The sequence below is a fragment of the Pseudarthrobacter raffinosi genome, from assembly GCF_023913735.1.
Classification (GTDB): Bacteria; Actinomycetota; Actinomycetes; order Actinomycetales; family Micrococcaceae; genus Arthrobacter; species Arthrobacter raffinosi.
In genome coordinates this window covers 42951-64753 of record NZ_JAMXBH010000025.1, presented here as the reverse complement: position 1 = coordinate 64753, position 21803 = coordinate 42951, and the positions used below count along the sequence as shown (strand labels likewise).

Sequence of the window (21803 nt, the reverse complement as noted above, 5' to 3'; positions counted from 1 at the left end):
GGCACTTTTCGCGTCCAACCGCGAGATCTCGGCCAGCCCGTCCAGGAAACCACCCACCACCCGGCGCAACGGATCAGCCTCCCAGGGACCGGAGGCTTCGGCACCTTCACTGATCACAACAGCCAGCTCAGCGAAAGACACCGCAAGTGCCTCCGCCGTCACCACAGCTGCTCTGGTATCCATACTCAAATGATCCCGCGAGGGTCTGACAATAACGGCCAGCCTAAACGGCTATGTGCACAACTCCGCGAAACAACGATCCGTGCCTCCAGCCGCCGCGGAGTTCAGGGCCACAGCTGTCCCCTCGCGCACGGGGCCCCAAGTGTCCGTTCGCGCTGGATTGAGTGCGCCTTCGTCGGATTGTCGGCGCCCCCTCGTAGGCTGATTCAACGAACGCGAGGGGGTAGACCATGCACATTCCAGCCACATTCTGTTCGATCGTTCCGCCTTACTTGCTGCGGCGGTTGGCCCGCCTGGACGAGCCGAGGTTTTCAGCCGCCGCACGGGCTGCCAAGGAAGCGCTAAGCCACGTCCGGTACGTCCAATCAGCCCGTACCCAGCCGGCGCCTGCCGCTCCCCCGGCACTGCGGGACGTCCGCCCGGGCCCGCCCAACAGGAGCGTCTACGATGCCGGCGGTTCGGAGAACCTGCCCGGAAAGCTCATGCGCAAGGAAGGCGAACCGGCCTCCGGCGATCAGTCCGCTGATGAGGCGTACGACGGCCTTGGGCACACGCATCGCCTGTTTGCCGACGTCTTCGGCCGTAACTCCATCGACGGGGAAGGCCTGCCGCTCGATGCCACGGTGCACTTTGGCAAGCTCTACGACAATGCTTTCTGGGACGGCCGGCAGATGGTCTTCGGCGACGGCGACGGCGAAGTCTTCGACCGTTTTACGCGGTCGCTCAGCGTCATCGGGCACGAACTCACGCACGGCGTCACGCAGTACTCGGCGGGGTTGGCTTACCGCAACCAGGCCGGTGCCATCAACGAATCCATGTCCGACGTTTTCGGCGCGCTCGTGGAGCAGTACCTGAACAGCCAGTCCGTGACCGACGCCAGCTGGCTGATCGGCGAAGGGCTCTTCACGCCCCAGGTTGAGGGATCGGCTCTCCGATCCTTGAAGGCCCCGGGCACAGCGTACGACGACGACGTGCTGGGTAAGGACCCCCAGCCGGATTCGATGGACTCGTACGTGCGGACCAGCGCGGACAACGGCGGCGTCCACATCAACTCCGGGATCCCCAACAGGGCCTTCTACCTCACGGCGGAGACCCTGGGCGGCAACGCCTGGGAGGCGCCGGGACGGATCTGGTACGACACACTGACGGGCGGCTCGCTGCCTGCCACCGCCACCTTCCGCGTCTTCGCTAGGGCGACGGCGGCATCTGCCGTCGACCTGTTCGGCACCGATTCGCCGGAGCATGACGCCCTGCGGCAGGCGTGGGAAACTGTGAAGGTCAAGCTTTAGTTGAACGCCTGCCCGCCGCGAGCCGGCGGCCAGGCTGCAGGAAAGCCCAGGACCCAGGCCATGAAGATCAGTGTGGAGCGCAGCGGCGGCATCGCAGCCCTGACCCGCGTATGGACAGTGCACGCCCAGACCGCGAGCGCCAAAAGCCAGTGGCAACCCATTGTGGAAGCATGCCCTTGGGACGCGGTGCCCAAGACCGTCCGGGCCGCAGCCGCGGAGGTGCAGGACAACCAGCCCGACCGATTTATCTATTCGATCCGGGCCGGCCAGCGGCGGGCGGCGCTGCCGGAGCAGGCTGTCACCGGACCATGGCGTGTGCTGGTGGACACCACCCGGGCGGCAGCCGGGGACAGCCCCGACCGGCGGGGTCCTGTGCAGGCTTAGCTGCGTCTCCAGTCAGCCTGCTGTTACCAGTTGCCCCCGGAAGGCCCGGCGGTAGGACTGCGGGCTGGTGTCCAGCACCTTGGCGAAGTGATGCCGAAGGAGGACGGGGTGGCCAAAGCCGGATTCCCGGGCAACCTCGTCGATGTTCAGGTCAGTGGATTCCAACAGCACCTGCGCCCGGAGGACACGCTGCGAGTTCAGCCAGGCAGCAGGGGTGGCCCCCGTTTCGGACCGGAAGCGGCGGGCGAAGGTCCTGGCTGACATGTGGACGCGGGACGCCAGCTCAACGACGGTGTGCTCCTGCTCCAGGTTCTGCACCATCCAGCGCAACAACTCTTCCATCGGCGCCGATCCACAGGCTGGCACGGGCCGGTCGATGAACTGAGCCTGGCCACCGTCGCGGTGCGGCGGCACCACCATGTCCCGCGCAATGGCGGCAGCCACATTGGCGCCCAACTCAACGCGCACCAGATGAAGGCAGGCATCAATTCCTGCCGCTGTTCCGGCGCTGGTGATCAGGTTGCCGTCCTGCACATAGAGCACGTTTTCATCGACTTGCACTTCCGGGTACCGGTTTGCGAGTTCATGGGAATAGTGCCAGTGCGTGGTGCAACGCCGCCCGTTCAGCAGACCGGCGCGGGCCAGGGCAAAGGCTCCGGAACAGATGGACATCACCCAGGCTCCACGGGCGTGCGCGGCGCGCAATGCCTCCAGCACGGATTCCGGAACGTCGTCGTCGCGTCCGAAGGGGGTCATGATCACGAGGTCCGCGTCCGCCGTTGCCTCCAATCCCAGCGAAACATTCAAGGAGAGTCCCGATTTCATCCGGACGTTACCAGGTTCGGGTGCGCAGACCCGGAAGTCGAACGCCGGAACGTTGCTGCCGCGTCCTGATCTGTCGATACCAAAAACCTCGCAGGCGGTGGCGAACTCGAAGACAGAGAAGTTGGGAACTACGATGACTGCCACTGATTTGAGCATGCTTCCATTATGGCAGAAATTCGAGCTTTTTGGGCATTTCTGCCACTGTTTCTTCACAGCCCACGGGAGCAGCATTGAGTCATGGAAATCTTCGGAATCGCCCTAGTGGTCCTGCTCCTCGTTGTTCTCGCCGCCACCGTCTCAGCGCTCCTGCGTGATGGCCGCGGCCACACCCCGCCCATCACCTCCGACAAGCCTTGGTCCGCCCTGGACCTGCCCAGCGTTAACTACACCCTGCGCATTTTCTAACCAGAAGGCATGCCTCAACCCGCCATTGTTAACCCATCCGTACTAACACGAAGGGACCCGGCTCATGTGAGCCGGGTCCCTTCCTCATGTTCTGATTGAGTGGCGTCCGGGAGGGCGGGGAAGGTGGGATCAACGGCCGGGCCGGCGTCGGGGTTGCCAGCAGCAAGCGTGGGAAACAGGCGCCGCCCCAGTAGACTGGCTGCAGCCATGACATTTCATATCTCCTACCCTGCTGAGCTGCCCGTTTCCGAGCGCCGCGAGGACCTGAAGGCTGCCATTGCAGCGAACCAGGTGACCATCATCGCCGGCGAGACCGGCTCCGGCAAGACCACCCAGATCCCCAAAATGTGCCTCGAGCTGGGCCTGGGCGACAACGGCCTGATCGGGCACACCCAGCCGCGGCGGCTCGCAGCCCGCACCGTCGCTGAGCGCATCGCCGAGGAACTCGGTGTGGAGATCGGCCAGGAAGTCGGCTTCCAGGTGCGGTTCACGGGCGAAGTCAGCCGCGCCACCAAGGTCAAGCTCATGACCGACGGCATCCTGCTCGCCGAGATCCAGCGGGACAAGCTGCTGCGCAAATACAACGCCATCATCATTGACGAAGCGCACGAGCGCAGCCTCAACATCGACTTCATCCTGGGCTACCTCAAGCGCATCCTGCCGCAGCGGCCGGACCTGAAAATCATCATCACCTCGGCCACGATCGATCCGGAGCGGTTCGCGAAACACTTCGGGTCCGACGACGAGCCCTCCCCCATCATCGAGGTGTCCGGGCGCACGTTCCCGGTGGAGATCCGGTACAGGCCGCTGTCCCAGCCGGCCGGCGGACCCGCCGATCGCGAAGATGCAGACGCCTCCGATGACGAACTCGAAGAGGACCGCGATCCGCTCGACGCCGTCTGCGACGCCGTTGACGAACTCGCCACCGAGGCCCCCGGCGACATCCTGGTCTTTTTCTCCGGCGAGCGCGAAATCCGCGACGCAGCAGAGGCACTCAACGCCAGGATCCAGTCCAACCGGCGCCTGGCCGGCACCGAGGTGCTCCCGCTGTTCGCCCGCCTGAGCCTGCAGGAACAGCACAAGGTGTTCCACCCCGGCAAAAACCGCCGGATTGTGCTGGCCACCAACGTGGCCGAGACGTCCCTGACGGTCCCGGGCATCAAGTACGTCATCGACACCGGCACGGCCCGCATCTCCCGCTACTCGCACCGCACCAAGGTCCAGCGGCTGCCCATCGAGCGCGTGTCGCAGGCTTCGGCGAACCAGCGCTCCGGCCGGTGCGGCCGTGTGTCGGACGGCATCGCCATCCGGCTCTATTCGGAAGAGGACTTCGGGTCCCGGCCGCTGTTCACGGATCCGGAAATCCTGCGCACCAACCTGGCGGCCGTCATCCTGCAGATGACCGCCATGGGCGTTGCCCGCGGGCCCAAGGACGTGGAGAACTTCCCGTTCGTCGAGCCGCCGGACTCGCGGGCAATCAACGACGGCGTTACGCTCCTGCGCGAGCTCGGCGCCCTGAATGCCGTCCGGCCAGGTGACGCCAAGAGCGGCGGACTCACCGCCGTCGGACAGCAGCTTGCCCAGCTGCCGGTGGATCCCCGCCTCGGCAGGATGATCGTGGAGGCCGGCAAGCGCGGCTGCGTCCGCGAGGTAATGATCCTGGCCGCGGCGCTGACCATCCAGGACCCGCGTGAGCGTCCCACGGACAAGCAGCAGCTCGCCGCCGAGAAGCATGCCCGCTTCCGCGATGAAAACTCGGACTTCACCGGCTTCCTGAACCTGTGGAACTACCTGCAGGAGAAACAGCAGGAACTCTCGTCCACCCAGTTCCGCCGCCTGTGCCGGACCGAGTTCATCAACTACCTTCGGGTCAGGGAGTGGCAGGATCTCTTCGCCCAGCTCCGCCAGATGGCCCGCCCGCTCGGGATCAGTCTGGACAACAAGCGCCTTGCCGATCCTGCGGGCAACCACGAGGGCATCCACATGAGCCTGCTGTCGGGCCTCCTCAGCCACATCGGCATCCTGGACGAGCGCAAGCGCGAATACGCCGGTGCCCGCGGCAGCCGGTTCGCAATCTTCCCCGGTTCGTCGCTCTTCAAGAAGTCCCCCACGTTTGTGATGGCTGCCGAACTCGTGGAGACGAGCCGCCTCTGGGCCAGGGTCGCAGCCAAGTTCGATCCCGTCTGGGCAGAACAGGTGGCGCCGGACCTCGTTAAGCGCAGCTACAGCGAGCCGCACTGGTCCACCAAAATGGGCGCGGTCATGGCGTACGAGAAGGTCACCTTGTACGGCGTGCCCATCATCCCGCAGCGCCGGGTCAACTACAGCCGAGTGGATCCTGTGCTGGCCCGCGAGCTGTTCATCCGGCACGCCCTGGTGGAAGGCGATTGGAAAACGCACCACAAGTTCTTCCACCGCAACCGCGCCCTGCTTCTGGAAGTCGAGGAGCTCGAGGCCAGGATGCGCCGCCGCGACCTGCTGGTGGACGACGAAACGCTGTTTGAGTTCTACGACGCCAGGATCGGCCCCGACGTTGTATCCGAACGGCACTTCGACAAATGGTGGAAGGAGGCCCGGCAGCAGAATCCGGACCTCCTCGACTACGACAAGTCATTGCTGCTCAACAACGACGCCGATGGCCTGGACGAAGCCGCTTATCCGAAGACGCTATTGCACAAGGGCTTCGAGCTCCCGCTCAGCTACGAGTTCCACCCGGTGGCGCCCGGGTCACCACCCAACCCGTCCGACGGCGTCACAGCCGAAGTCCCGGTGCTTTTCCTTAACCAGCTCGATGATGCCGCCTTCCGCTGGCTGATCCCGGGCCAGCGCGCGGAGCTTGTGGCTGCCCTGATCAAGTCACTCCCCAAGCAGGTCCGCAAGAACTTCGTCCCCGCTCCGGATGTGGCCCGGCAGGCCGTTGCTGCCCTGGATTCGGACTTCGATCCGGCGCACGATGAGCTGGAAGCTTCACTGGAACTGGCCTTGCGCCGGATCCGCGGCCACGTCATCCCGCCAGATTCCTGGAACTGGGACGCTGTGCCGTCCCATCTGCGGGTGAGCTTCAAGGTTGTCGATACGCGGGGCAAGGTGCTGGATGAGGGCAAGGACCTCGCGGTCCTTCAGGAGCGGCTGGCCCCGGCAACCCGCCGCGCCATCGCGGAATCCTTGGGGGCGACGCCCGGAACCACCGCGCCGCAGTCTCTTGGAAATTCGAAGACACCCGGAAAGGCCGGCGGAACAGTACCCGCGTCATCTACTGGCGGAAATGCAGCCGGCAGCGGCACAGGCTTCCAGGAACAGACCGGCCTGACCGAGTGGGCCTTCGGCACGGTCCAGCGGCAGGTCAGCAACACCGTCAACGGCCACATGGTCACCGGCTATCCAGCGTTGGTGGATGAAGGAACATCCGTGGCGCTGCGCGTCTTCCAGACCTCGTCGGAGCAGCTCGAGGCCATGCGCGGCGGTGTGATCCGGCTCCTCGCCCTCAGGGTACCGGCACCGGACCGTTACGTCCTGGAGCACCTCAACAACACCGAAAAACTGACGTTCAGCCAGAATCCGCACGGTTCGGTGTCAGCCCTCATTGCCGATTGTGCCCTGGCTGCCGTGGACAAACTGACCCCGGCGGAACTCCCGTGGGACCGGGGGTCCTTCGACGCCCTTTACGAACAGGTCCGGGCGGAACTGATCGATACCGTCTTCAGTGTGACGGCCGTGGTGGAGCGCGTCCTGGCCAGCACCCGGCGGATTGAGAAAATGCTGAAGGGCACCACCAGTTTGGCACTGATCAGTGCCCTGAACGATGTCAGGAGCCAGCTCGAGCAGCTCGTGTTCCCGGGATTCGTGGCCCGCACCGGCTATAAGCAGCTGAGCCAGCTCCCCCGCTACCTTGCCGCCATCGAGAAACGCCTCGAAAAGCTCCCCGGCAACGTCCAGCGGGATGGCCTGAGCATGGCCGCGGTCCAGCGGCTGGAAGACGATTACGACGACGCCGTGTCGGCGCTGCTGCCCGGGCGTCGGGTGGGTGCCGAACTGACCCAGGTCCGCTGGATGATCGAAGAGCTGCGGGTGAGCCTTTTCGCCGTCGAACTCGGAACGGCGTATTCCGTCTCCGAAAAACGGATCAGGGCTGTCCTTAACAAGGCGCTCGCGCCGGCCTAGGCCTGCCGGCCCACGGCTGGCGCGGGCAAAGACCTGGACGGGCCAAACCGGCGCGAGCGTCAGGCTCAGCTGGCGGGAACGAATTCCGCGTAGCCGGCGGCCCGAAGCCCGGCGCGCAGCTTTTCGGCGTTCGCGTCCAGCACCGCGGGATCCGGGTTCTGGTCGGCAGAGGCGAAATCGAAATCAGCCATGGTCCTGGACGGCCACACGTGGACGTGCAGGTGGTTGATCTCGTACCCGGCCACAATCAGCCCCGCCCGCTCGGCGGGGAAGACGTCCAGCTGCACCGCACCGATCCGGCGGGCCACTTCCATCACCTTGGCGAGGGTTTCCGGGGACGCATCCGTCCAGCGGTCCACCTCCTCGGTGGGGACCACCAGGGTGTGCCCGTCGGCCAGGGGACCCGTGGTCAGGAAGGCCGCAACGTCAGCCTCCCGCCAGACGAAGCGTCCGGGGATCTCGCCATTGATGATTTTCGTGAACAGAGTGCTCATACGTCTGCCTTCGCGGCCGGAGCCTGCAGGGTGCTGGTGTCCAGCACAAACCGGTATTTGACGTCGCCTGCCACCATGCGGTCGTAGGCCTCATTCAGCTGGTCTGCGCGCACCAGTTCGATATCCGCCACCACTCCATGGTCGGCGCAGAAGTCGAGCATCTCCTGAGTTTCGGCGATGCCGCCGATCAGCGAGCCAGCGTACGCGATCCGCCGCCGGATCAGGGCCCCCGGATTCACCGGCGGCATGGCGTCGGAGGGCAGGCCCAGCTGGAACAGGGCGCCGTCCACGCGCAGCGTGCGGAAAAACGGGTTCAGGTCGTGCGGAGCGGCCACGGTGTCGATGATGAGGTCGACGGTGCGGTCCGCGGCGGCCATGGCGTCCTTGTCCCGGGACAGGATCACGTCGTCCGCTCCGAGTTCCAGTGCGGCCGGCACCTTGCCTTCGGAGGTGGTGAATACCACCACCCGCGCCCCCATGGCCTTGGCCAGCTTCACGGCCATGTGTCCGAGCCCACCGAGCCCCACCACGCCCACCACGTCGCCTTCCTCCACGTCGAAGTGCCGCAAGGGAGAGAACGTGGTGACACCGGCGCAGAGCAAGGGGGCGACGGCGGCCGGGTCCAGGTTGCCGGGCACTCGGACCACGTAGCGCCGGTCCACCACCACGGCGGACGAGTAACCGCCCTGGGTGATGGCATCGCCGTTGCGCGGATCCTTGGCGCCGTAGGTCCCGATCAGCCCGTTTTCGCAGTACTGTTCCAGACCGTCCAGGCAGCTCTCGCATTCACGGCAGGAATCAACCATGCATCCGACGCCCACACGGTCCCCCGGGGTGAAGTCAGTCACGGCCTCGCCGACGCGGCTAACAGTTCCGACGATCTCGTGGCCAGGGACCAGCGGATATTTCTGGCTGCCCCATTCGCCTCGCGTGGCGTGCACGTCCGAGTGGCACAGGCCGCAGAATTCGATGGCAATTTCGACGTCATCTGCTTTGGGGGCACGCCGGGCCAGCGTCAGGGGTGCCAGGCCGCTGTCGGCGGAAACCGCGCCATAGGCTGCTGCCAGCACGCCGGTGCCCGGAACGGTGTCCAGGTGCGTAGCAGGATGAGCAGCAACAGCATCGTCGTTCGGCAATACGGGGCGGGCAAGGGGCGGCGGTACGGGGCGTCCTGGGGTCATGCTTCGACGCTACCCCCGCGGGCCGCCGCATGGCCACTCGGCCGGCCGCCCGTCGCCACCGGCAGCGCGGGATTGTTGGACCATTCCGAGAAGGATCCCGGATAGAGGGCGGCCCGGAATCCTGCGATTTCAAGGGCGGCCACCTCATGGGCGGCGGTCACGCCCGAGCCGCAGTACACGGCCACCGGGACGTCGTCGCGGACGCCGAGGTCCTCGAATCGGCGCCGCAGCAGGTCCGCGGGCAGGAAATGCCCGGCCCCGTCCACGTTCTCCGTTGTGGGTGCGCTCCGGGCGCCCGGAATGTGGCCGGCGCGGGGGTCAACGGGTTCAAATTCGCCCCGGTACCTTTCGCCCGCCCGGGCGTCCAGGAGGACGCCCGTTGCCGGCCAGTCCGCCGCTCCGGCCGCGTCAATGCTGGGCATCCTGCCTCCGGCAGGGGAAACATCAAAGGAAACACGCCCGACGGCGGCGTCCACGGGTCCGGTGTCCAGCGGCAGTCCGGCGTCCCGCCACGCGGCCAGGCCGCCGTCGAGCAGGTACACGGCCTGGAACCCGGCGTTGCGGAGCATCCACCAAAGGCGGGCGGCAGCCATATTGCCGCTGTTGTCATAGGCCACCACAACGTCGCCGTTGTTGATCCCCCAGCGCCTGGCAGTTTCCTGGAATTCCGCGTGGGTGGGCAGCGGGTGCCTGCCGCGGGCGGGCGTGGCCGGCGTCGCCAACTCGGTGGCCAGGTCCACAAAAACTGCCCCCGGGAGGTGGCCCCCAAGGTAGTGTTCGCGGCCGTGCGGGTCGCCCAGCGCCCAGCGGACGTCCAGCACCACGGTCCGCTGTCCGGCGTCGAAACGCGCCGCCAAAGCCGGGACAGCCATCAGTGGACCCATCGTGCTCCTTGGCAATTGTGCTTGTGAGGTGTGCAGTCGCTGATCCAACTCTAGCTGCGGCAGAGCGCCTTGCACGGAGGGCCGACGGTAGGCTGGTCCGGTGAAGAACGCGAGCGCGGACCGGGCCTGGGCTGACGAGGCCATCAGAAAAGTCAATGCAGAAAAAAACCGGTCCGCCGATACCCATCTCTACTCGGTACCGCTCCCGCAGCACTGGGGCATCCAGCTTTACCTCAAGGACGAATCCACGCACCGTTCGGGGAGCCTCAAGCACCGGCTGGCCCGGTCGCTGTTCCTCTTCGGCCTGGTCAACGGCTGGATTCGCGAAGGTACCACTATCGTGGAGGCGTCCAGCGGCAGCACCGCTGTTTCGGAGGCATATTTCGCGCAGCTCCTGGGCCTGCCGTTCGTAGCAGTCATGACCCGCACGACGAGCCCGGAGAAGATCGCGCTGATCGAACAGTTCGGCGGCACGTGCCTGTTGGTTGACCACGCCTCAGAGGTTTATGCGGCGGCGGACGTCGCTGCCACATCCAACGGCCACTACATGGACCAGTTCACCTACGCGGAGCGGGCCACAGACTGGCGTGGCAACAACAACATCGCGGAGTCCATCTTCGGGCAGCTGGCGCTGGAGGAACATCCCGTCCCCCGCTGGATCGTGGTGGGTGCGGGGACCGGGGGCACGAGTGCGACCATTGGCCGCTACCTGCGCTACCGCGGCCACGACACGCGCCTTGCGGTGGTAGACCCGGAGAATTCCGCGTTCTACCCCGGCTGGCTGAGCGGTGCGGGTGAGGCCAGCACCGGACTGCCGTCACGGATCGAAGGGATCGGCCGGCCGCGGATGGAACCGAGCTTTGTGCCCGCCGTCATCGACCACATGATCCAGGTCCCCGACGCCGCCTCCGTCGCAGCCATGCGGCACCTGCGCACGGTCGCCGACCTGCATGCCGGACCGTCCACGGGCACCAACCTGTGGGGTGTCTGGCAGCTTATGGCGGAAATGGTGGCCGAGGGACAGCGCGGCAGCATTGTGTCGTTGATGTGCGACGGCGGCGACCGCTATGCGGGCAACTACTACAATCCCGCGTGGCTTTCAGGGCAGGGCCTGGACCCCGAGCCGTATGAGGAAGTCATCCGCCGGTTTTTCGAGACCGGCGTCTGGAACGCGTAGCCGGTCAGACCTCCACTGATTCCCGCGGGGCAAGGCGGGTGTACTCGGTGCCGTATTTCCGGCCCAGCCGGGCAACATGGGATTCTGCGACCTTCAGGCCCGTTTCGTTGAGCAGCCCGTCGTGGATCTGGAACGCACGCGGGGCCCGGACGGCAATGACAAAATCCACCACCTCGCTGACCTTGCTCCACGGCGCGTGGAGCGGAACCAGCAGCGTCTGCACGCTGAGGCCGTCCGGGATGATGAAAGAGTCCCCCGGGTGGTAGACGTTGCCGTCCACCAGGTAGCCGATGTTGGCCACGATGGGAACCTGCGGGTGGATCAGTGCGTGCTGTCCGCCGAAGCTGCGCACGTTGAAGCCGGCCGCGTCAAAACTGGAACCGGGTTCAACCGTGTGGATCCGCACTGCGGCCTGCGGCGCCTCCTCCCGCAGATGGGCGGCCACTCCGGCCGGCGCGAAGACCGCCAGGACGTCAGAGCGGCGCAGTGCGTTGATCATGGCCGGCACATCCACATGGTCGGCGTGCTCGTGCGTGATCAGCACGGCCTGCGCCCCGGCCAGGGCTTCGGCGGTCTCGGAGAATGTTCCCGGATCCAGCACCAGCACCCCGCCGTCCTTCTCAAGCCGGACGCACGCATGGGTGTATTTTGTCAGCTTCATAGCGCCAGCCTAGGGTCCGGCCCCAAGCCTGTCCAAGGGGCGTCCGGCTGTTCAGCCCCGGCTGGTAATCTTGATGATTGCCACCGTCCCTCAGGGAAGCGAGTACCTTCATGCCGTTCGGCACCAAAGCTGACGCCACGCCGTCGACCGCTGCATCCGGCGCAGGCACCGTTAGTGTGCCCGGCAAGGAGCAGCGCGTCACCAAGCAGCGTGTGGCCGTCAGCGCTGCCCTGGACGAGCTGGATGACTTCGTCAGCACGCAGGAGCTCTACCGCATCCTGCAGAACAAGGGCGTCTCAGTTTCCTTGGCAACGGCGTACCGGATCCTGCAGTCCCTCGCCGACGAGGGCCTCGTGGACGTGCTGCGCAACGGCGAGGGCGAAGCCGTTTACCGGCGCTGTGCCGTGACCGGGCACCACCATCACCTGCTGTGCCGCAACTGCGGGAAGGCCGTGGAAGTCGAGGCCCCGGCGGTGGAAACCTGGGCCGCCCGGATCGCCACCGAACACGGCTACACAGAGGTGGCGCACACCGTGGAGATCTTCGGCCTGTGCCCGGACTGCACAGCCCTCAGGGCCGCCGGCAAGCTCTGACGGCCTGCGCCGCCACAACCTGAAGCATCCGGCGTATGCCCGCATCAGCGGGCGTGCACCAGCCGGCCGTTGATGCCCTTCTTGGCCCGGACACTGCCGACGATGCGGCACACCACGTAGATCAGGAATGACAGCGTGGTGACATAGGGGCTGATGGGGATCCGCCCGCCCAGGGCCAGCAGGATTCCGCCCACAGTGGCCGTGACGGCGAAAACAACGCTGAGCGCCACCACGGCCACGGGAGCGGACGTCACGCGGAGCGCCGCGGCTGCCGGGGTGATCAGCAATGCGAGCACCAGGAGTGCACCCACCACTTGGATGGACAGCGCTACGCTGACTCCCAGCAGCACCATAAAGATCAGCGCGAGCGTCCGCACGGGCACCCCGCGGGCCTCTGCCAGTTCGGGATCAACGCTTGCAAAGTTCAGCGGGCGCCAGATGGCTGCCAGGGCCGCAATGACCAGCACGGCGGCGCCGGCGAGGACCTGGAGCTGGACGGTGTCCACGGAGACGATCTGCCCCGTGAGCAGGCCGAATTTGTTGGCGGCACGGCCTTCGTAGAGCGACAGGAACAGGATGCCGAGCCCCAGTCCGAACGGCATGATCACCCCGATGATGGAGTTTTTGTCCCGTGCCCGGACCCCCATCAGGCCCAGGAGCAGCGCCGCCGCCACCGAGCCGATCAGCGAGCCGAACACGATGTCCGAGCCGATCAGGAGCGCAAACGCTGCCCCGGCGAAAGAGAGCTCGGAGATGCCGTGGACGGCGAAGGCCAGGTCCCGTTTCATCACGAAAGTGCCCACCAGCCCGCCGAGCAGGCCCAACACGGCCCCGGCCCAGATCGAGTTCTGGACCAGCACCAGCAGCTCACCGTAGTTCTCGAAGCTGAAGATCGCTCCGATGATGCTGTCCGCATCCATCAGGCCACCTTCCCCGCCGTTGCGTGGACATCGGCATGGTGGTGCGTGGTCGCGTCGGGCAGGCCGACGACGACGATGCGCCCGTTCGCGTGGATGACCTCCACATGGCTGCCATAGAGCTCAGACAGGACCTCAGTGGTCATGACCTCTTCCGGGGTCCCCACCCGGAACCGCCCTCCGGCCAGATACAGCACCCGGTCAACGTAATCGATGATGGGGTTGATTTCGTGGGTGACAAAAACCACCGCGCTGTTCTGGGCGTGGCACTGCTTGTTGATCAGCGCGCTGACGGCCTGCTGGTGGTGCAGGTCCAGGGACAGCAACGGTTCGTCGCAGAGGAGGACCTTGGGGTCCGTGGCCAGCGCCTGGGCCACCCGGAGGCGCTGCTGCTCGCCGCCGGAGAGCTGGCCCACCGGGACTTTGGCGTAGTCACTGGCGCCCACCAGTTCCAGAAGCTCATCGATCCTGCGGTTTGCCCCGGACCTGCCCAGCCGCAGCCCCCAGCGGTGGCCATCCACACCGAGCCCCACCAGGTCCCGGGCACGCATGGGGGTGTCCGGAGCAAAGGATTTCTGCTGCGGAATGTAGCCGATCAGTTTGCTGCCCCGCTCCACGGGACGGTCGCCCAAAGTGGCCCGGCCGGACTGCAGTTCCTGAAGGCCCAGGAGAACCTTGAGGAAACTGGTCTTTCCGCTGCCATTCGGACCCAGGACGGCGAAGAACTCACCGGGCCTGATATCCAGGTCGAGATCCTCCCAGAGCAAGCGTTTGCCGAACTGCAGGGACGCCCCGCGGAGGCTGACCACCGGTTTCAACTATTTTTCTCCAAAACTTTGCTGACGTTGTCAACATTGTCCGTCATCCACTGCAGGTACGTCTTGCCTTCGGGCAGGGTTTCGCTGAAGTCAATGACGGGAACGCCGGCTGATTCGGCTGCCTTTTTTAGCGCCTGCGTCTGTGGTCCCTCTGTCTGCGCGTTGTAGGCCAGGAACCTGATGTCCTTGGATCCCGCCAGCTCCGTGGCGGCCTTCAGCACGGCTGGCGGAACGTCCGAGCCTTCCTCGATCGCGGCGGTGTAGTCGGCCGGAGTCCTGTTCTCCAGCCCTGCTGCCTCGAGCAGGTACAGCGGGACAGGTTCGGTCACGGCCACGGCTGCGCCTGTTCCGTTGGCCTTCAGCGCGGCGAGCTTGACGGCCAGGCCGTCCACCCCGGCTTTGAAGGTTGCGGCATTGGACGTGAACAGGGCGGCTGATCCCGGTTCGAGTTCACCCAGTTTTGCCGCCAGTGAATCAGCGAGCTTACCCATGGCATCCAGGCTGTACCAGGCGTGCTCGTTGAACTCACCGTGCTCGTGGTGGTGGCCGTCAGCTGACTCGCTCGCCGCCGACGGCGAATCGGTGTGGCCTTCCTCCGGAGCCAGGCCAGCCACTTCGACGGCCGTAACGATATTGCTGTGCGGGATGTTACTGTCGTCGGCCATCTTGTGGAGGAAGGCGTCGTAGCCGCCGCCGTTCTCGACCACCAGTTCCGCTTTGGACACCAGCAGCCGGTCCTGCGCGGTGGCCTCGTACGAATGCGGGTCCTGGCTGGTCTTGGTGATGATGGAGGTGACGTTGACGTTGTCCCCGCCGATGATCGCGGCGATGTCGCCGTACACGTTGGTGGACGCCACCACCTCGACGACGCCGGCGGGTGACTCCGTGCCGGACGTCGCCGACGGTGCACCGCCTCCGGAGCCGCAGGCGGTGAGCAGCAGGCTCACGCCGGCGAGGGCTGCGAGGGACGTTCGGATGGCGGCGGGGTGGCGCACGGAAACCTCAGTTCGGTACAGGGATGGACTTTTGTGTCTCGAAAAAGCTTACCCCTAAATGTGAATGATTCCTATTTAGGATAGCCGGGCCGGTCCCTAGCGGACGGGCGCGCTCAGTCACCGTTCGGCTCGCCCAGCCTCCTGATGCCGGTGGCCTGTGTGGCGTCCCGGATCTCTCCCACCAACTGCTCGATCACGTCTTCCAGGAAGAGGACGCCGTTGGTCTGCCCGTCCGTGCCGATCACGCGGGCCAGGTGTGAGCCCGTGCGCTGCATGACGGACATGGCCGTTTCAACTTCGTCGTCCAGCGCGAGGTTGGCCAGCGAACGGATCCTGCTCTCGGCGATGGGGTGCTGGTAGTCCGACTCGGGAATGGACAGCACATCCTTCACGTGGAGGTAGCCGGACAGCATGCCGTCATCGTCCAGCATGGGGAACCTTGAAAACCCGGTCCTGCTGACGGCTTTTTCAAACTCCACCGGAGTGGTGGCCGCCTTCAGCGTGACCAGGTCGTCCAGCGGAACCATGATGTCCGACGCCGCGTATTCGGAAAATTCCAGGGCGCCGGTGATCAGGCCCGCGTCATCATCCACCAGCCCGTGACGGGTGGATTCCTGCACGATCGACTGGACTTCTTCGAGGGTAAAGGACGAGTTCACCTCATCCTTGGGCTCAATCCGCAGCAGCTTGAGGATGTGGTTGGCGGACCAGTTCAGCGCGACGATGGCCGGGTTGACCAGCTTCGCAACAAACATCAGCGGCGGCGCCAGCAGCAAGGCAGCCTTGTCCGCCACCGATACCGAGATGTTCTTCGGCACCATCTCGCCGAACGTCACGTGGAGGAAGGTCACCACCATCAGGGCAATCGCGAACGCTGCGACGTCGGCAACTTCCACCGGCAGCCCGACAGCTTCCAGGGGAGCCGCCATCAGGTGGTGGATGGCCGGTTCGGCCACCTGCAGGATCAGCAGCGAGCACACAGTGATGCCCAACTGCGCACAGGCCAGCATCAATGAGACGTTCTCCATGGCGCGCAACGTGGTCTGTGCCCGCTTGGAACCGGCCTCGGCGAGGGGTTCGATCTGGCTGCGCCTGGCCGACATCACGGCGAACTCGGCGCCGACAAAAAACGCGTTACCCAGCAGGAGGACAACCAGCCAGGCAATTCCGGCCCAGTCACTCATCGTTCACTCCCGTCTTCCGGAGCAGGCTCCGCTTCAGGCGCCGCCGGATGGAAGGAGATCCGCTCGATCCTTCGGCCGTCCATCCTGGTCACGCTCAGCGTGCCTCCGCCTACGTCGACGGTGTCCCCCACTGCGGCGATCCGGCCCAGTTCACTCATGACGTACCCGCCCACGGTTTCGTAGGCGGCTTCGTCCGGAACGGTCAGCCCCGGGATCTGTTCGGAAAGCTCGTCGGGGCGCAGCAACCCGGGGAAGTACCAGTCCCCGGAGGCGCTCTGGAGCAGTCCAGGGCGTACCTTGTCGTGCTCGTCGGACACCTCACCGACGATTTCCTCCACCAGGTCCTCAAGGGTGGCGATGCCTGCGGTTCCGCCGTATTCATCCAGGACAATCGCGAGCTGGAGGTTTCCCTCGCGCAGCTCGGCCAGGAGGGCATCGAGGTGGATGGTCTCCGGCACGCGGAGCACATCGGTCATGATGGCTCCGGCCTCCAGGTTGGCCCGCCGGTCCCACGGCACGGCAACGGCCTTCTTGACGTGGACCAGGCCCTTGATGTCGTCGGAGGACTCCCCGATGACGGGGAAACGGGAGTACCCGGTGCGACGGGCGGCGTCCAGGATGTCCGAGACAGGCTGGTCTGCGTCGATGGTTTCCATCCGGATCCGGGGCGTCATAACATCGGCGGCCGTCCGGGCCGAGAAGTTCAGGGTGCGGGCCACAAAGTTGGCCGTCCCGGCGTCGAGCGTTCCCATGGCGGCGGAGCGCCGCACCAGGGAGGCGAGCTCGGCCGGCGTCCGGGCACCGGAAATCTCTTCCTTGGCCTCCAGGCCAAAGACGTTCAGTACCTTGTTGGAAAAGCCGTTGAGCACCACGATGGCGGGCTTGAAGATGGCCGTAAAGACCAGCTGCGGCCGCGCCAGCGCCTTGCCCACTTGGAAGGACAGCGCAATGGCCATGTTCTTGGGCACGAGTTCGCCAAGCAGCATGGACAGCAGCGTGGCCAGCGCCATGGCGATGACCAGGGAAACGGATGCCGCCGCCACTTCGGGAATACCGACGGCAGCCAACGGGCCCTCGAGGAGGCGTCCTACAGACGGTTCCATCACGTAACCGGTCAGAAGGGTGGTCAGGGTGATGCCGAGCTGACAGCTGGAAAGCTGGGTTGAGAGGGATTTCAGGCACTTGAGCAGTGGGACGGCACCCGTGTCACCGTTATCGATGGCACGTTGGACCGTGGCCTGGTCAAGGGCAATCAGGGAAAATTCGACGGCGACGAAAAAGCCGGTGCCGGCGATGAGCAGGAGGCCTGCCGCTAGGAGCAACCACTCCATTCAGCATCCCGCCCGAAAGTCGGGAGAATTTGTGTGAAGCCGGGGGAAACGGACCGGCGGAGGATGATCGGCCGAAGCCGACGCTGTTTCCATAGGGGCTCCGCCGGGGTGGGCTGACGGAGAATGATGGGCGCGTGTTCGGGGTTTGCCGGCTCTGCGGGTGGACTGCGCGGTGCTGTATGTCGTGCTCCGCTGACAGCCCCCAGGCCGGCACCTAGATTTACTGTCCATAAGAATTTCAGTCTACAGGAGCAGATTGCGCCTTTCGGATGGCCGCACTGAGGTCACGGCGCACCCGCGCCGGGACGGTTTCCGGACGCCACAATCCGCGATCTCCGCGTCATTGCCATGATTTGGGTCACCGTTATTGGCAGTTAACACAGAATGCTCATTAGACTGGCAACGGTCCGGGTTCAGGACGCAGAGACTGGTTCGAATGTTGTGCTGCGGCACCGTGGCGGCCAGAGAGAAATCAAACTCATGGAAGAGGCGTATTTCAAGTGCCAGAGCAGCCTAGCCACCGTCTACCAGAGGAATTTGGCGGAAACGAGTGGCTCGTTGACGAACTGTACGAGCAGTATCAGAAAGACAAGAACACGGTGGATACCAAATGGTGGCCCCTTTTCGAGTCCTTCGATTCAGGCAGCGGTTCTTCTTCCAACGGAAGCACGGCGGTAGCCGTGGCCCACCCAGCAACCCGCGAAATGCCGGCTGTACCGCCGGCACCTCCGGCTTCTGCAACTGCTGCACCGGCAACGTCGCCGGCCGCACAGCCCGCAGCGCCAGCCACCGCCCCCGCGGCGGCAAAGAAAGCTCCCGCTACGGTCGCCCGCGATGGCGCGAAGAAGACCGAGCCCGGAACCGGCGCCCAGCCGATTCCCGCCCAGCTTCCCAAGAACGTCAAGGCACCCACGGCTCCGGAAGAGGACGTGGTCTCCGTTCTTCGTGGCCCGGCCAAGGCCATCGCCACCAACATGGTCACCAGCCTTGAGGTCCCCACGGCCACCAGCGTCCGGGCTATTCCAGCCAAGCTGTTGATCGATAACCGCGTGGTCATCAACTCCAACCTGGCCCGTGCACGCGGCGGCAAGGTTTCCTTCACGCACCTCATCGGCTACGCCGTGATCCGGGCACTCGCCCAGTTCCCCTCGATGAACGTCTACTACGACGAAATCGACGGCAAGCCCAGTGCTATCCAGCCGGCCCATGTCAACTTCGGCATCGCCATTGACATGCCCAAGCCGGACGGCACCCGCCTGCTTATGGTGCCCAACATCAAGAAGGCGGAGACCCTCAACTTCTCCGAGTTCTGGCACACCTATGAAGACCTGATCAAGCGTGCCCGCGCCGGCAAGCTGACCGCTGATGACCACTCCGGCACCACGGTGTCGCTGACCAACCCCGGCGGCATCGGCACCGTTCACTCCGTGCCGCGCCTGTCCAAGGGGCAGGCTGCCATCATCGGCGTCGGCGCGCTGGACTACCCGGCCGAGTTCCAGGGCGCCAGCGAAAAGATCATTGCGCAGAACGCCATCAGCAAGGTCCTCACGCTGACATCCACCTATGACCACCGCGTCATCCAGGGAGCCGGCAGCGGCGAGTTCCTGAAGCTTGTGCACCAGCTGCTGCTCGGTGCCCAGAACTTCTACGACGAAATCTTCGAGTCCCTCCGCATCCCGTACGAGCCCGTTCGCTGGAGCCCGGACCTGCAGGTGGACCCTGCAGACCAGATCAACAAGGTTGCCCGGATCCAGCAGCTGATCCACTCCTACCGTGTGCGCGGCCACTTGATGGCAGACACCGATCCCCTGGAGTACGTCCAGCGCAAGCACCCGGACCTTGACGTCCTCACCTATGGGCTGACCCTGTGGGACCTGGACCGTGAGTGGCCCACCGGCGGTTTCGGCGGCGCGCCCATGCTCAAGTTCCGCGACATCCTCGGTGTCCTCCGTGATGCCTACTGCCGCACCACCGGCATCGAGTACATGCACATCCAGGAGCCGGAGGAACGCAAGTGGTTCCAGGACCAGCTGGAGCACCCCTACTCGAAGCCGAGCCGCGAAGAGCAGCTGCGCATTGTGTCCCGGCTCAACGCGGCCGAAGCGTTTGAAACCTTCCTGCAGACCAAGTTCGTCGGCCAGAAGCGCTTCTCCCTGGAAGGCGGCGAATCCCTGATTCCGCTGCTCGACGCCATCATTTCCGATGCCGCCGACGACGGACTGGACGAGGTTGCAATCGGCATGGCCCACCGCGGCCGACTGAACGTCCTGACCAACATCGCCGGCAAGACCTACGCCCAGGTGTTCCGCGAATTCGAAGGCACCCAGGATCCCCGCTCCGTGCAGGGCTCCGGCGACGTGAAGTACCACCTCGGTACCGAAGGCACGTTCACATCGGAAAACGGCAACGAGACCAAGGTCTACCTCGCCGCCAACCCGTCCCACCTCGAGGCTGTCGACTCGGTGCTCGAAGGCATCGTCCGCGCCAAGCAGGACCGCCTGGACCAGGGCGAGGCCTTCCCGGTCCTGCCCCTGATGGTCCACGGCGACGCTGCATTTGCAGGCCAGGGCGTGGTTGCCGAGACACTGAACCTGTCCCAGCTCCGCGGCTACCGGACCGGCGGCACCATCCACGTGGTGGTCAACAACCAGGTGGGCTTCACCACTGCTCCATCGTCGTCGCGTTCATCCACGTACTCCACGGACGTCGCCAAGATGATCCAGGCACCGGTGTTCCACGTAAACGGTGACGATCCCGAGGCAGTGGTGCGCATCGCACAGCTTGCCTACGAGTTCCGTCAGCGGTTCCACAAGGACGTTGTGATCGACATGGTGTGCTACCGCCGCCGTGGCCACAACGAGGGTGACGACCCCTCGATGACCCAGCCCATGATGTACAACCTGATCGAAGCCAAGCGCTCCGTCCGCAAGCTGTACACCGAGGCACTCATCGGCCGTGGCGACATCACCGAGGAAGAAGCCGAGCAGCTGCTCCGCGACTACCAGGAACGGCTGGAACGGGTCTTCGCCGAAACGCACGCGGCCCAGACCTCGCCCATCCCGATCATCACCGCGGACTCCGCCGCCGTCTCCGACATTGAGCGTCCCATCGCCCAGCAGGCCGACTCCGGCACCAACGCCCCGGCGTCCACTGCCATTTCTCCGGAGACCCTGGCACACATCGGCAAGGCCCACGTCCAGATCCCCGAGGGCTTCACCGTCCACGCCAAGCTCAAGCAGCTCCTCGAAAAGCGCGAGCAGATGTCCCGCGAAGGCGGCATTGACTGGGGCTTTGGCGAGATCGCGGCCTTCGGTTCGCTGATCATGGAAGGCGTTCCCGTCCGGCTTGCCGGCCAGGACTCGCGCCGCGGCACGTTTGTGCAGCGCCACGCAGTGTTCCACGACCGCGCCAACGGCGGCGAGTGGCTGCCCCTGGGCCACCTCTCGGATGACCAGGCGAAGCTGTGGATCTACGACTCCCTGCTGTCCGAATACGCGGCCATGGGCTTCGAATACGGCTACTCGGTGGAACGCCCGGATGCCCTGGTGCTGTGGGAAGCGCAGTTCGGTGACTTCGTCAACGGCGCGCAGACCATCATCGATGAGTTCATCTCCTCGGCCGAGCAGAAGTGGGGCCAGCGCTCCTCCCTGGTCCTGATGCTGCCGCACGGCTACGAAGGCCAGGGCCCGGACCACTCGTCGGCACGCATCGAACGCTTCCTGCTGATGTGCGCCGAAGAGAACATGATCGTCGCCAATCCCACCACGGCGGCATCACACTTCCACCTGCTGCGCCGCCAGGCGTACAGCCGGCCGCGCAAGCCGCTGATCATCTTCACGCCGAAGCAGCTGCTGCGCCTCAAGGCAGCCGCGTCGTCCGTCGAGGACTTCACCACGGGCTCCTTCCGCCCCGTCATCGGTGACCACGAGCCGCTGGCGGCAGACGCCGTCGAACGCGTACTGCTGGTCTCCGGCCGCCTGTACTACGATCTCCTGTCCACCCGGCAGAAGACCGGTGACAAGACCACCGCGATTGTCCGTGTGGAGCAGCTCTACCCGCTGCCGCACGAAGAAATCGCAGCGGAACTGGCCAAGTACCCGAACGCGGAGGTTGTCTGGGCACAGGACGAGCCCGCCAACCAGGGACCGTGGCCGTTTATGGGCCTGAACCTCCCGGAGGCGCTGGACCGGCGCGTCCGCCTGGTGTCGCGTCCCGCATCGGCCTCCACGGCGGCCGGCTCCATGAAGCGACACGCAGCTGAGCAGGATTCACTGCTGAAGCAGGCATTTGCACGGAAGTAGTCCCAGTGGCTGCCCGGCCGGAC

Annotated in this window: 17 protein-coding genes and 1 pseudogene; 7 read left to right on the top strand and 11 right to left on the bottom strand. The window is 65.3% G+C overall.

Annotation, left to right across the window (positions count from 1 at the left end; translation table 11 throughout):
• Positions 1-183: pseudogene (locus tag NG698_RS19250) on the bottom strand (HNH endonuclease signature motif containing protein); the annotation flags it as partial.
• A gap of 227 nt (positions 184-410) precedes the next feature.
• Between NG698_RS19250 and NG698_RS19245 the strand changes: the two are divergent.
• Both NG698_RS19245 and NG698_RS19240 read left to right on the top strand, forming a co-directional pair.
• Positions 411-1469, top strand: a complete 1059-nt coding sequence (locus tag NG698_RS19245; protein ID WP_252611716.1) for a M4 family metallopeptidase — start codon at positions 411-413, stop codon at positions 1467-1469.
• Positions 1470-1529: 60 nt separating this feature from the next.
• Positions 1530-1853 carry a protealysin inhibitor emfourin gene (locus NG698_RS19240; protein ID WP_252611714.1) on the top strand — a complete coding sequence of 108 codons (324 nt, stop codon included), beginning with the start codon at positions 1530-1532 and terminating at the stop codon, positions 1851-1853.
• 12 nt (positions 1854-1865) lie between these two features.
• Here the strand turns inward: NG698_RS19240 and NG698_RS19235 are convergent, their stop codons facing one another.
• Complete coding sequence (locus NG698_RS19235) at positions 1866-2834, bottom strand: GlxA family transcriptional regulator (protein ID WP_252600104.1); 969 nt, start codon at positions 2832-2834, stop codon at positions 1866-1868.
• Positions 2835-2915: 81 nt separating this feature from the next.
• On the opposite strand from NG698_RS19235, the gene NG698_RS19230 reads away from it, so the two are divergent.
• Positions 2916-3083 (top strand): hypothetical protein, encoded by a 168-nt coding sequence (locus tag NG698_RS19230; protein WP_252611712.1) that lies wholly within the window; start codon positions 2916-2918, stop codon positions 3081-3083.
• A 207-nt stretch (positions 3084-3290) separates the two neighbouring features.
• The gene (hrpA, locus tag NG698_RS19225; protein ID WP_252611710.1) at positions 3291-7244 is read left to right on the top strand and encodes an ATP-dependent RNA helicase HrpA; all 3954 of its coding nucleotides are present in this window, start codon (positions 3291-3293) and stop codon (positions 7242-7244) included.
• Positions 7245-7309: 65 nt separating this feature from the next.
• Here the strand turns inward: hrpA and NG698_RS19220 are convergent, their stop codons facing one another.
• From NG698_RS19220 to NG698_RS19210, 3 genes are read right to left on the bottom strand one after another with little or no spacing between them, the layout of a single operon-like run.
• Positions 7310-7738, bottom strand: coding sequence for an HIT family protein (locus tag NG698_RS19220; RefSeq protein ID WP_056343343.1), 429 nt, complete (start codon positions 7736-7738; stop codon positions 7310-7312).
• Positions 7735-8919 (bottom strand): NAD(P)-dependent alcohol dehydrogenase, encoded by a 1185-nt coding sequence (locus tag NG698_RS19215; RefSeq protein ID WP_256471263.1) that lies wholly within the window; start codon positions 8917-8919, stop codon positions 7735-7737. The genes NG698_RS19220 and NG698_RS19215 overlap by 4 nt, the downstream gene beginning before the upstream one ends.
• A complete protein-coding gene (locus NG698_RS19210; RefSeq protein WP_252611708.1) occupies positions 8916-9803 on the bottom strand; it encodes a sulfurtransferase in 888 nt (295 codons plus the stop codon). The genes NG698_RS19215 and NG698_RS19210 overlap by 4 nt, the downstream gene beginning before the upstream one ends.
• A 100-nt stretch (positions 9804-9903) precedes the next feature.
• On the opposite strand from NG698_RS19210, the gene NG698_RS19205 reads away from it, so the two are divergent.
• On the top strand, positions 9904-10980 hold the full coding sequence (locus tag NG698_RS19205; RefSeq protein ID WP_252611706.1) for a PLP-dependent cysteine synthase family protein: 1077 nt from the start codon (positions 9904-9906) through the stop codon (positions 10978-10980).
• A 4-nt stretch (positions 10981-10984) separates the two neighbouring features.
• On the opposite strand, the gene NG698_RS19200 is transcribed toward NG698_RS19205, so the two are convergent.
• Positions 10985-11641: an MBL fold metallo-hydrolase gene (locus tag NG698_RS19200; RefSeq protein ID WP_252611704.1), complete on the bottom strand. Its 657-nt coding sequence runs from the start codon at positions 11639-11641 to the stop codon at positions 10985-10987.
• Between the two features lie 110 nt (positions 11642-11751).
• Here NG698_RS19200 and NG698_RS19195 point away from each other — a divergent pair, with 110 nt between their 5' ends.
• Positions 11752-12234, top strand: coding sequence for a Fur family transcriptional regulator (locus tag NG698_RS19195; protein ID WP_252611701.1), 483 nt, complete (start codon positions 11752-11754; stop codon positions 12232-12234).
• A 44-nt stretch (positions 12235-12278) separates the two neighbouring features.
• Here NG698_RS19195 and NG698_RS19190 read toward each other — a convergent pair whose 3' ends face one another.
• The 5 genes from NG698_RS19190 to NG698_RS19170 form a co-directional block, all read right to left on the bottom strand.
• A complete protein-coding gene (locus NG698_RS19190; RefSeq protein WP_058931985.1) occupies positions 12279-13154 on the bottom strand; it encodes a metal ABC transporter permease in 876 nt (291 codons plus the stop codon).
• Positions 13154-13969 (bottom strand): metal ABC transporter ATP-binding protein, encoded by an 816-nt coding sequence (locus tag NG698_RS19185; protein WP_252600110.1) that lies wholly within the window; start codon positions 13967-13969, stop codon positions 13154-13156. The genes NG698_RS19190 and NG698_RS19185 overlap by 1 nt, the downstream gene beginning before the upstream one ends.
• A complete protein-coding gene (locus NG698_RS19180; protein ID WP_252611699.1) occupies positions 13966-14964 on the bottom strand; it encodes a metal ABC transporter solute-binding protein, Zn/Mn family in 999 nt (332 codons plus the stop codon). Before NG698_RS19180 ends, NG698_RS19185 begins: the two co-directional genes overlap by 4 nt.
• A 113-nt stretch (positions 14965-15077) precedes the next feature.
• Entirely contained in the window at positions 15078-16148 is a 1071-nt protein-coding gene (locus NG698_RS19175) for a hemolysin family protein (protein WP_252611697.1), read from the bottom strand.
• Positions 16145-17479 (bottom strand): hemolysin family protein, encoded by a 1335-nt coding sequence (locus tag NG698_RS19170; RefSeq protein WP_252611695.1) that lies wholly within the window; start codon positions 17477-17479, stop codon positions 16145-16147. The genes NG698_RS19175 and NG698_RS19170 overlap by 4 nt, the downstream gene beginning before the upstream one ends.
• Positions 17480-17979: 500 nt before the next feature.
• Here NG698_RS19170 and NG698_RS19165 point away from each other — a divergent pair, with 500 nt between their 5' ends.
• Positions 17980-21780, top strand: a complete 3801-nt coding sequence (locus tag NG698_RS19165; protein ID WP_252611693.1) for a multifunctional oxoglutarate decarboxylase/oxoglutarate dehydrogenase thiamine pyrophosphate-binding subunit/dihydrolipoyllysine-residue succinyltransferase subunit — start codon at positions 17980-17982, stop codon at positions 21778-21780.
• Positions 21781-21803 lie beyond the last annotated feature (23 nt).

What these genes read in the sequence shown, in the direction of transcription:
- NG698_RS19245 (WP_252611716.1), top strand. Translation starts at nt 411, where the DNA reads ATGCACATTCCAGCCACATTCTGTTCGATCGTTCCGCCTTACTTGCTG.
- NG698_RS19240 (WP_252611714.1), top strand. Translation starts at nt 1,530, where the DNA reads ATGAAGATCAGTGTGGAGCGCAGCGGCGGCATCGCAGCCCTGACCCGC.
- NG698_RS19235 (WP_252600104.1), bottom strand. Translation starts at nt 2,834, where the DNA reads ATGCTCAAATCAGTGGCAGTCATCGTAGTTCCCAACTTCTCTGTCTTC.
- NG698_RS19230 (WP_252611712.1), top strand. Translation starts at nt 2,916, where the DNA reads ATGGAAATCTTCGGAATCGCCCTAGTGGTCCTGCTCCTCGTTGTTCTC.
- hrpA (WP_252611710.1), top strand. Translation starts at nt 3,291, where the DNA reads ATGACATTTCATATCTCCTACCCTGCTGAGCTGCCCGTTTCCGAGCGC.
- NG698_RS19220 (WP_056343343.1), bottom strand. Translation starts at nt 7,738, where the DNA reads ATGAGCACTCTGTTCACGAAAATCATCAATGGCGAGATCCCCGGACGC.
- NG698_RS19215 (WP_256471263.1), bottom strand. Translation starts at nt 8,919, where the DNA reads ATGACCCCAGGACGCCCCGTACCGCCGCCCCTTGCCCGCCCCGTATTG.
- NG698_RS19210 (WP_252611708.1), bottom strand. Translation starts at nt 9,803, where the DNA reads ATGGGTCCACTGATGGCTGTCCCGGCTTTGGCGGCGCGTTTCGACGCC.
- NG698_RS19200 (WP_252611704.1), bottom strand. Translation starts at nt 11,641, where the DNA reads ATGAAGCTGACAAAATACACCCATGCGTGCGTCCGGCTTGAGAAGGAC.
- NG698_RS19195 (WP_252611701.1), top strand. Translation starts at nt 11,752, where the DNA reads ATGCCGTTCGGCACCAAAGCTGACGCCACGCCGTCGACCGCTGCATCC.
- NG698_RS19190 (WP_058931985.1), bottom strand. Translation starts at nt 13,154, where the DNA reads ATGGATGCGGACAGCATCATCGGAGCGATCTTCAGCTTCGAGAACTAC.
- NG698_RS19175 (WP_252611697.1), bottom strand. Translation starts at nt 16,148, where the DNA reads ATGAGTGACTGGGCCGGAATTGCCTGGCTGGTTGTCCTCCTGCTGGGT.
- NG698_RS19170 (WP_252611695.1), bottom strand. Translation starts at nt 17,479, where the DNA reads ATGGAGTGGTTGCTCCTAGCGGCAGGCCTCCTGCTCATCGCCGGCACC.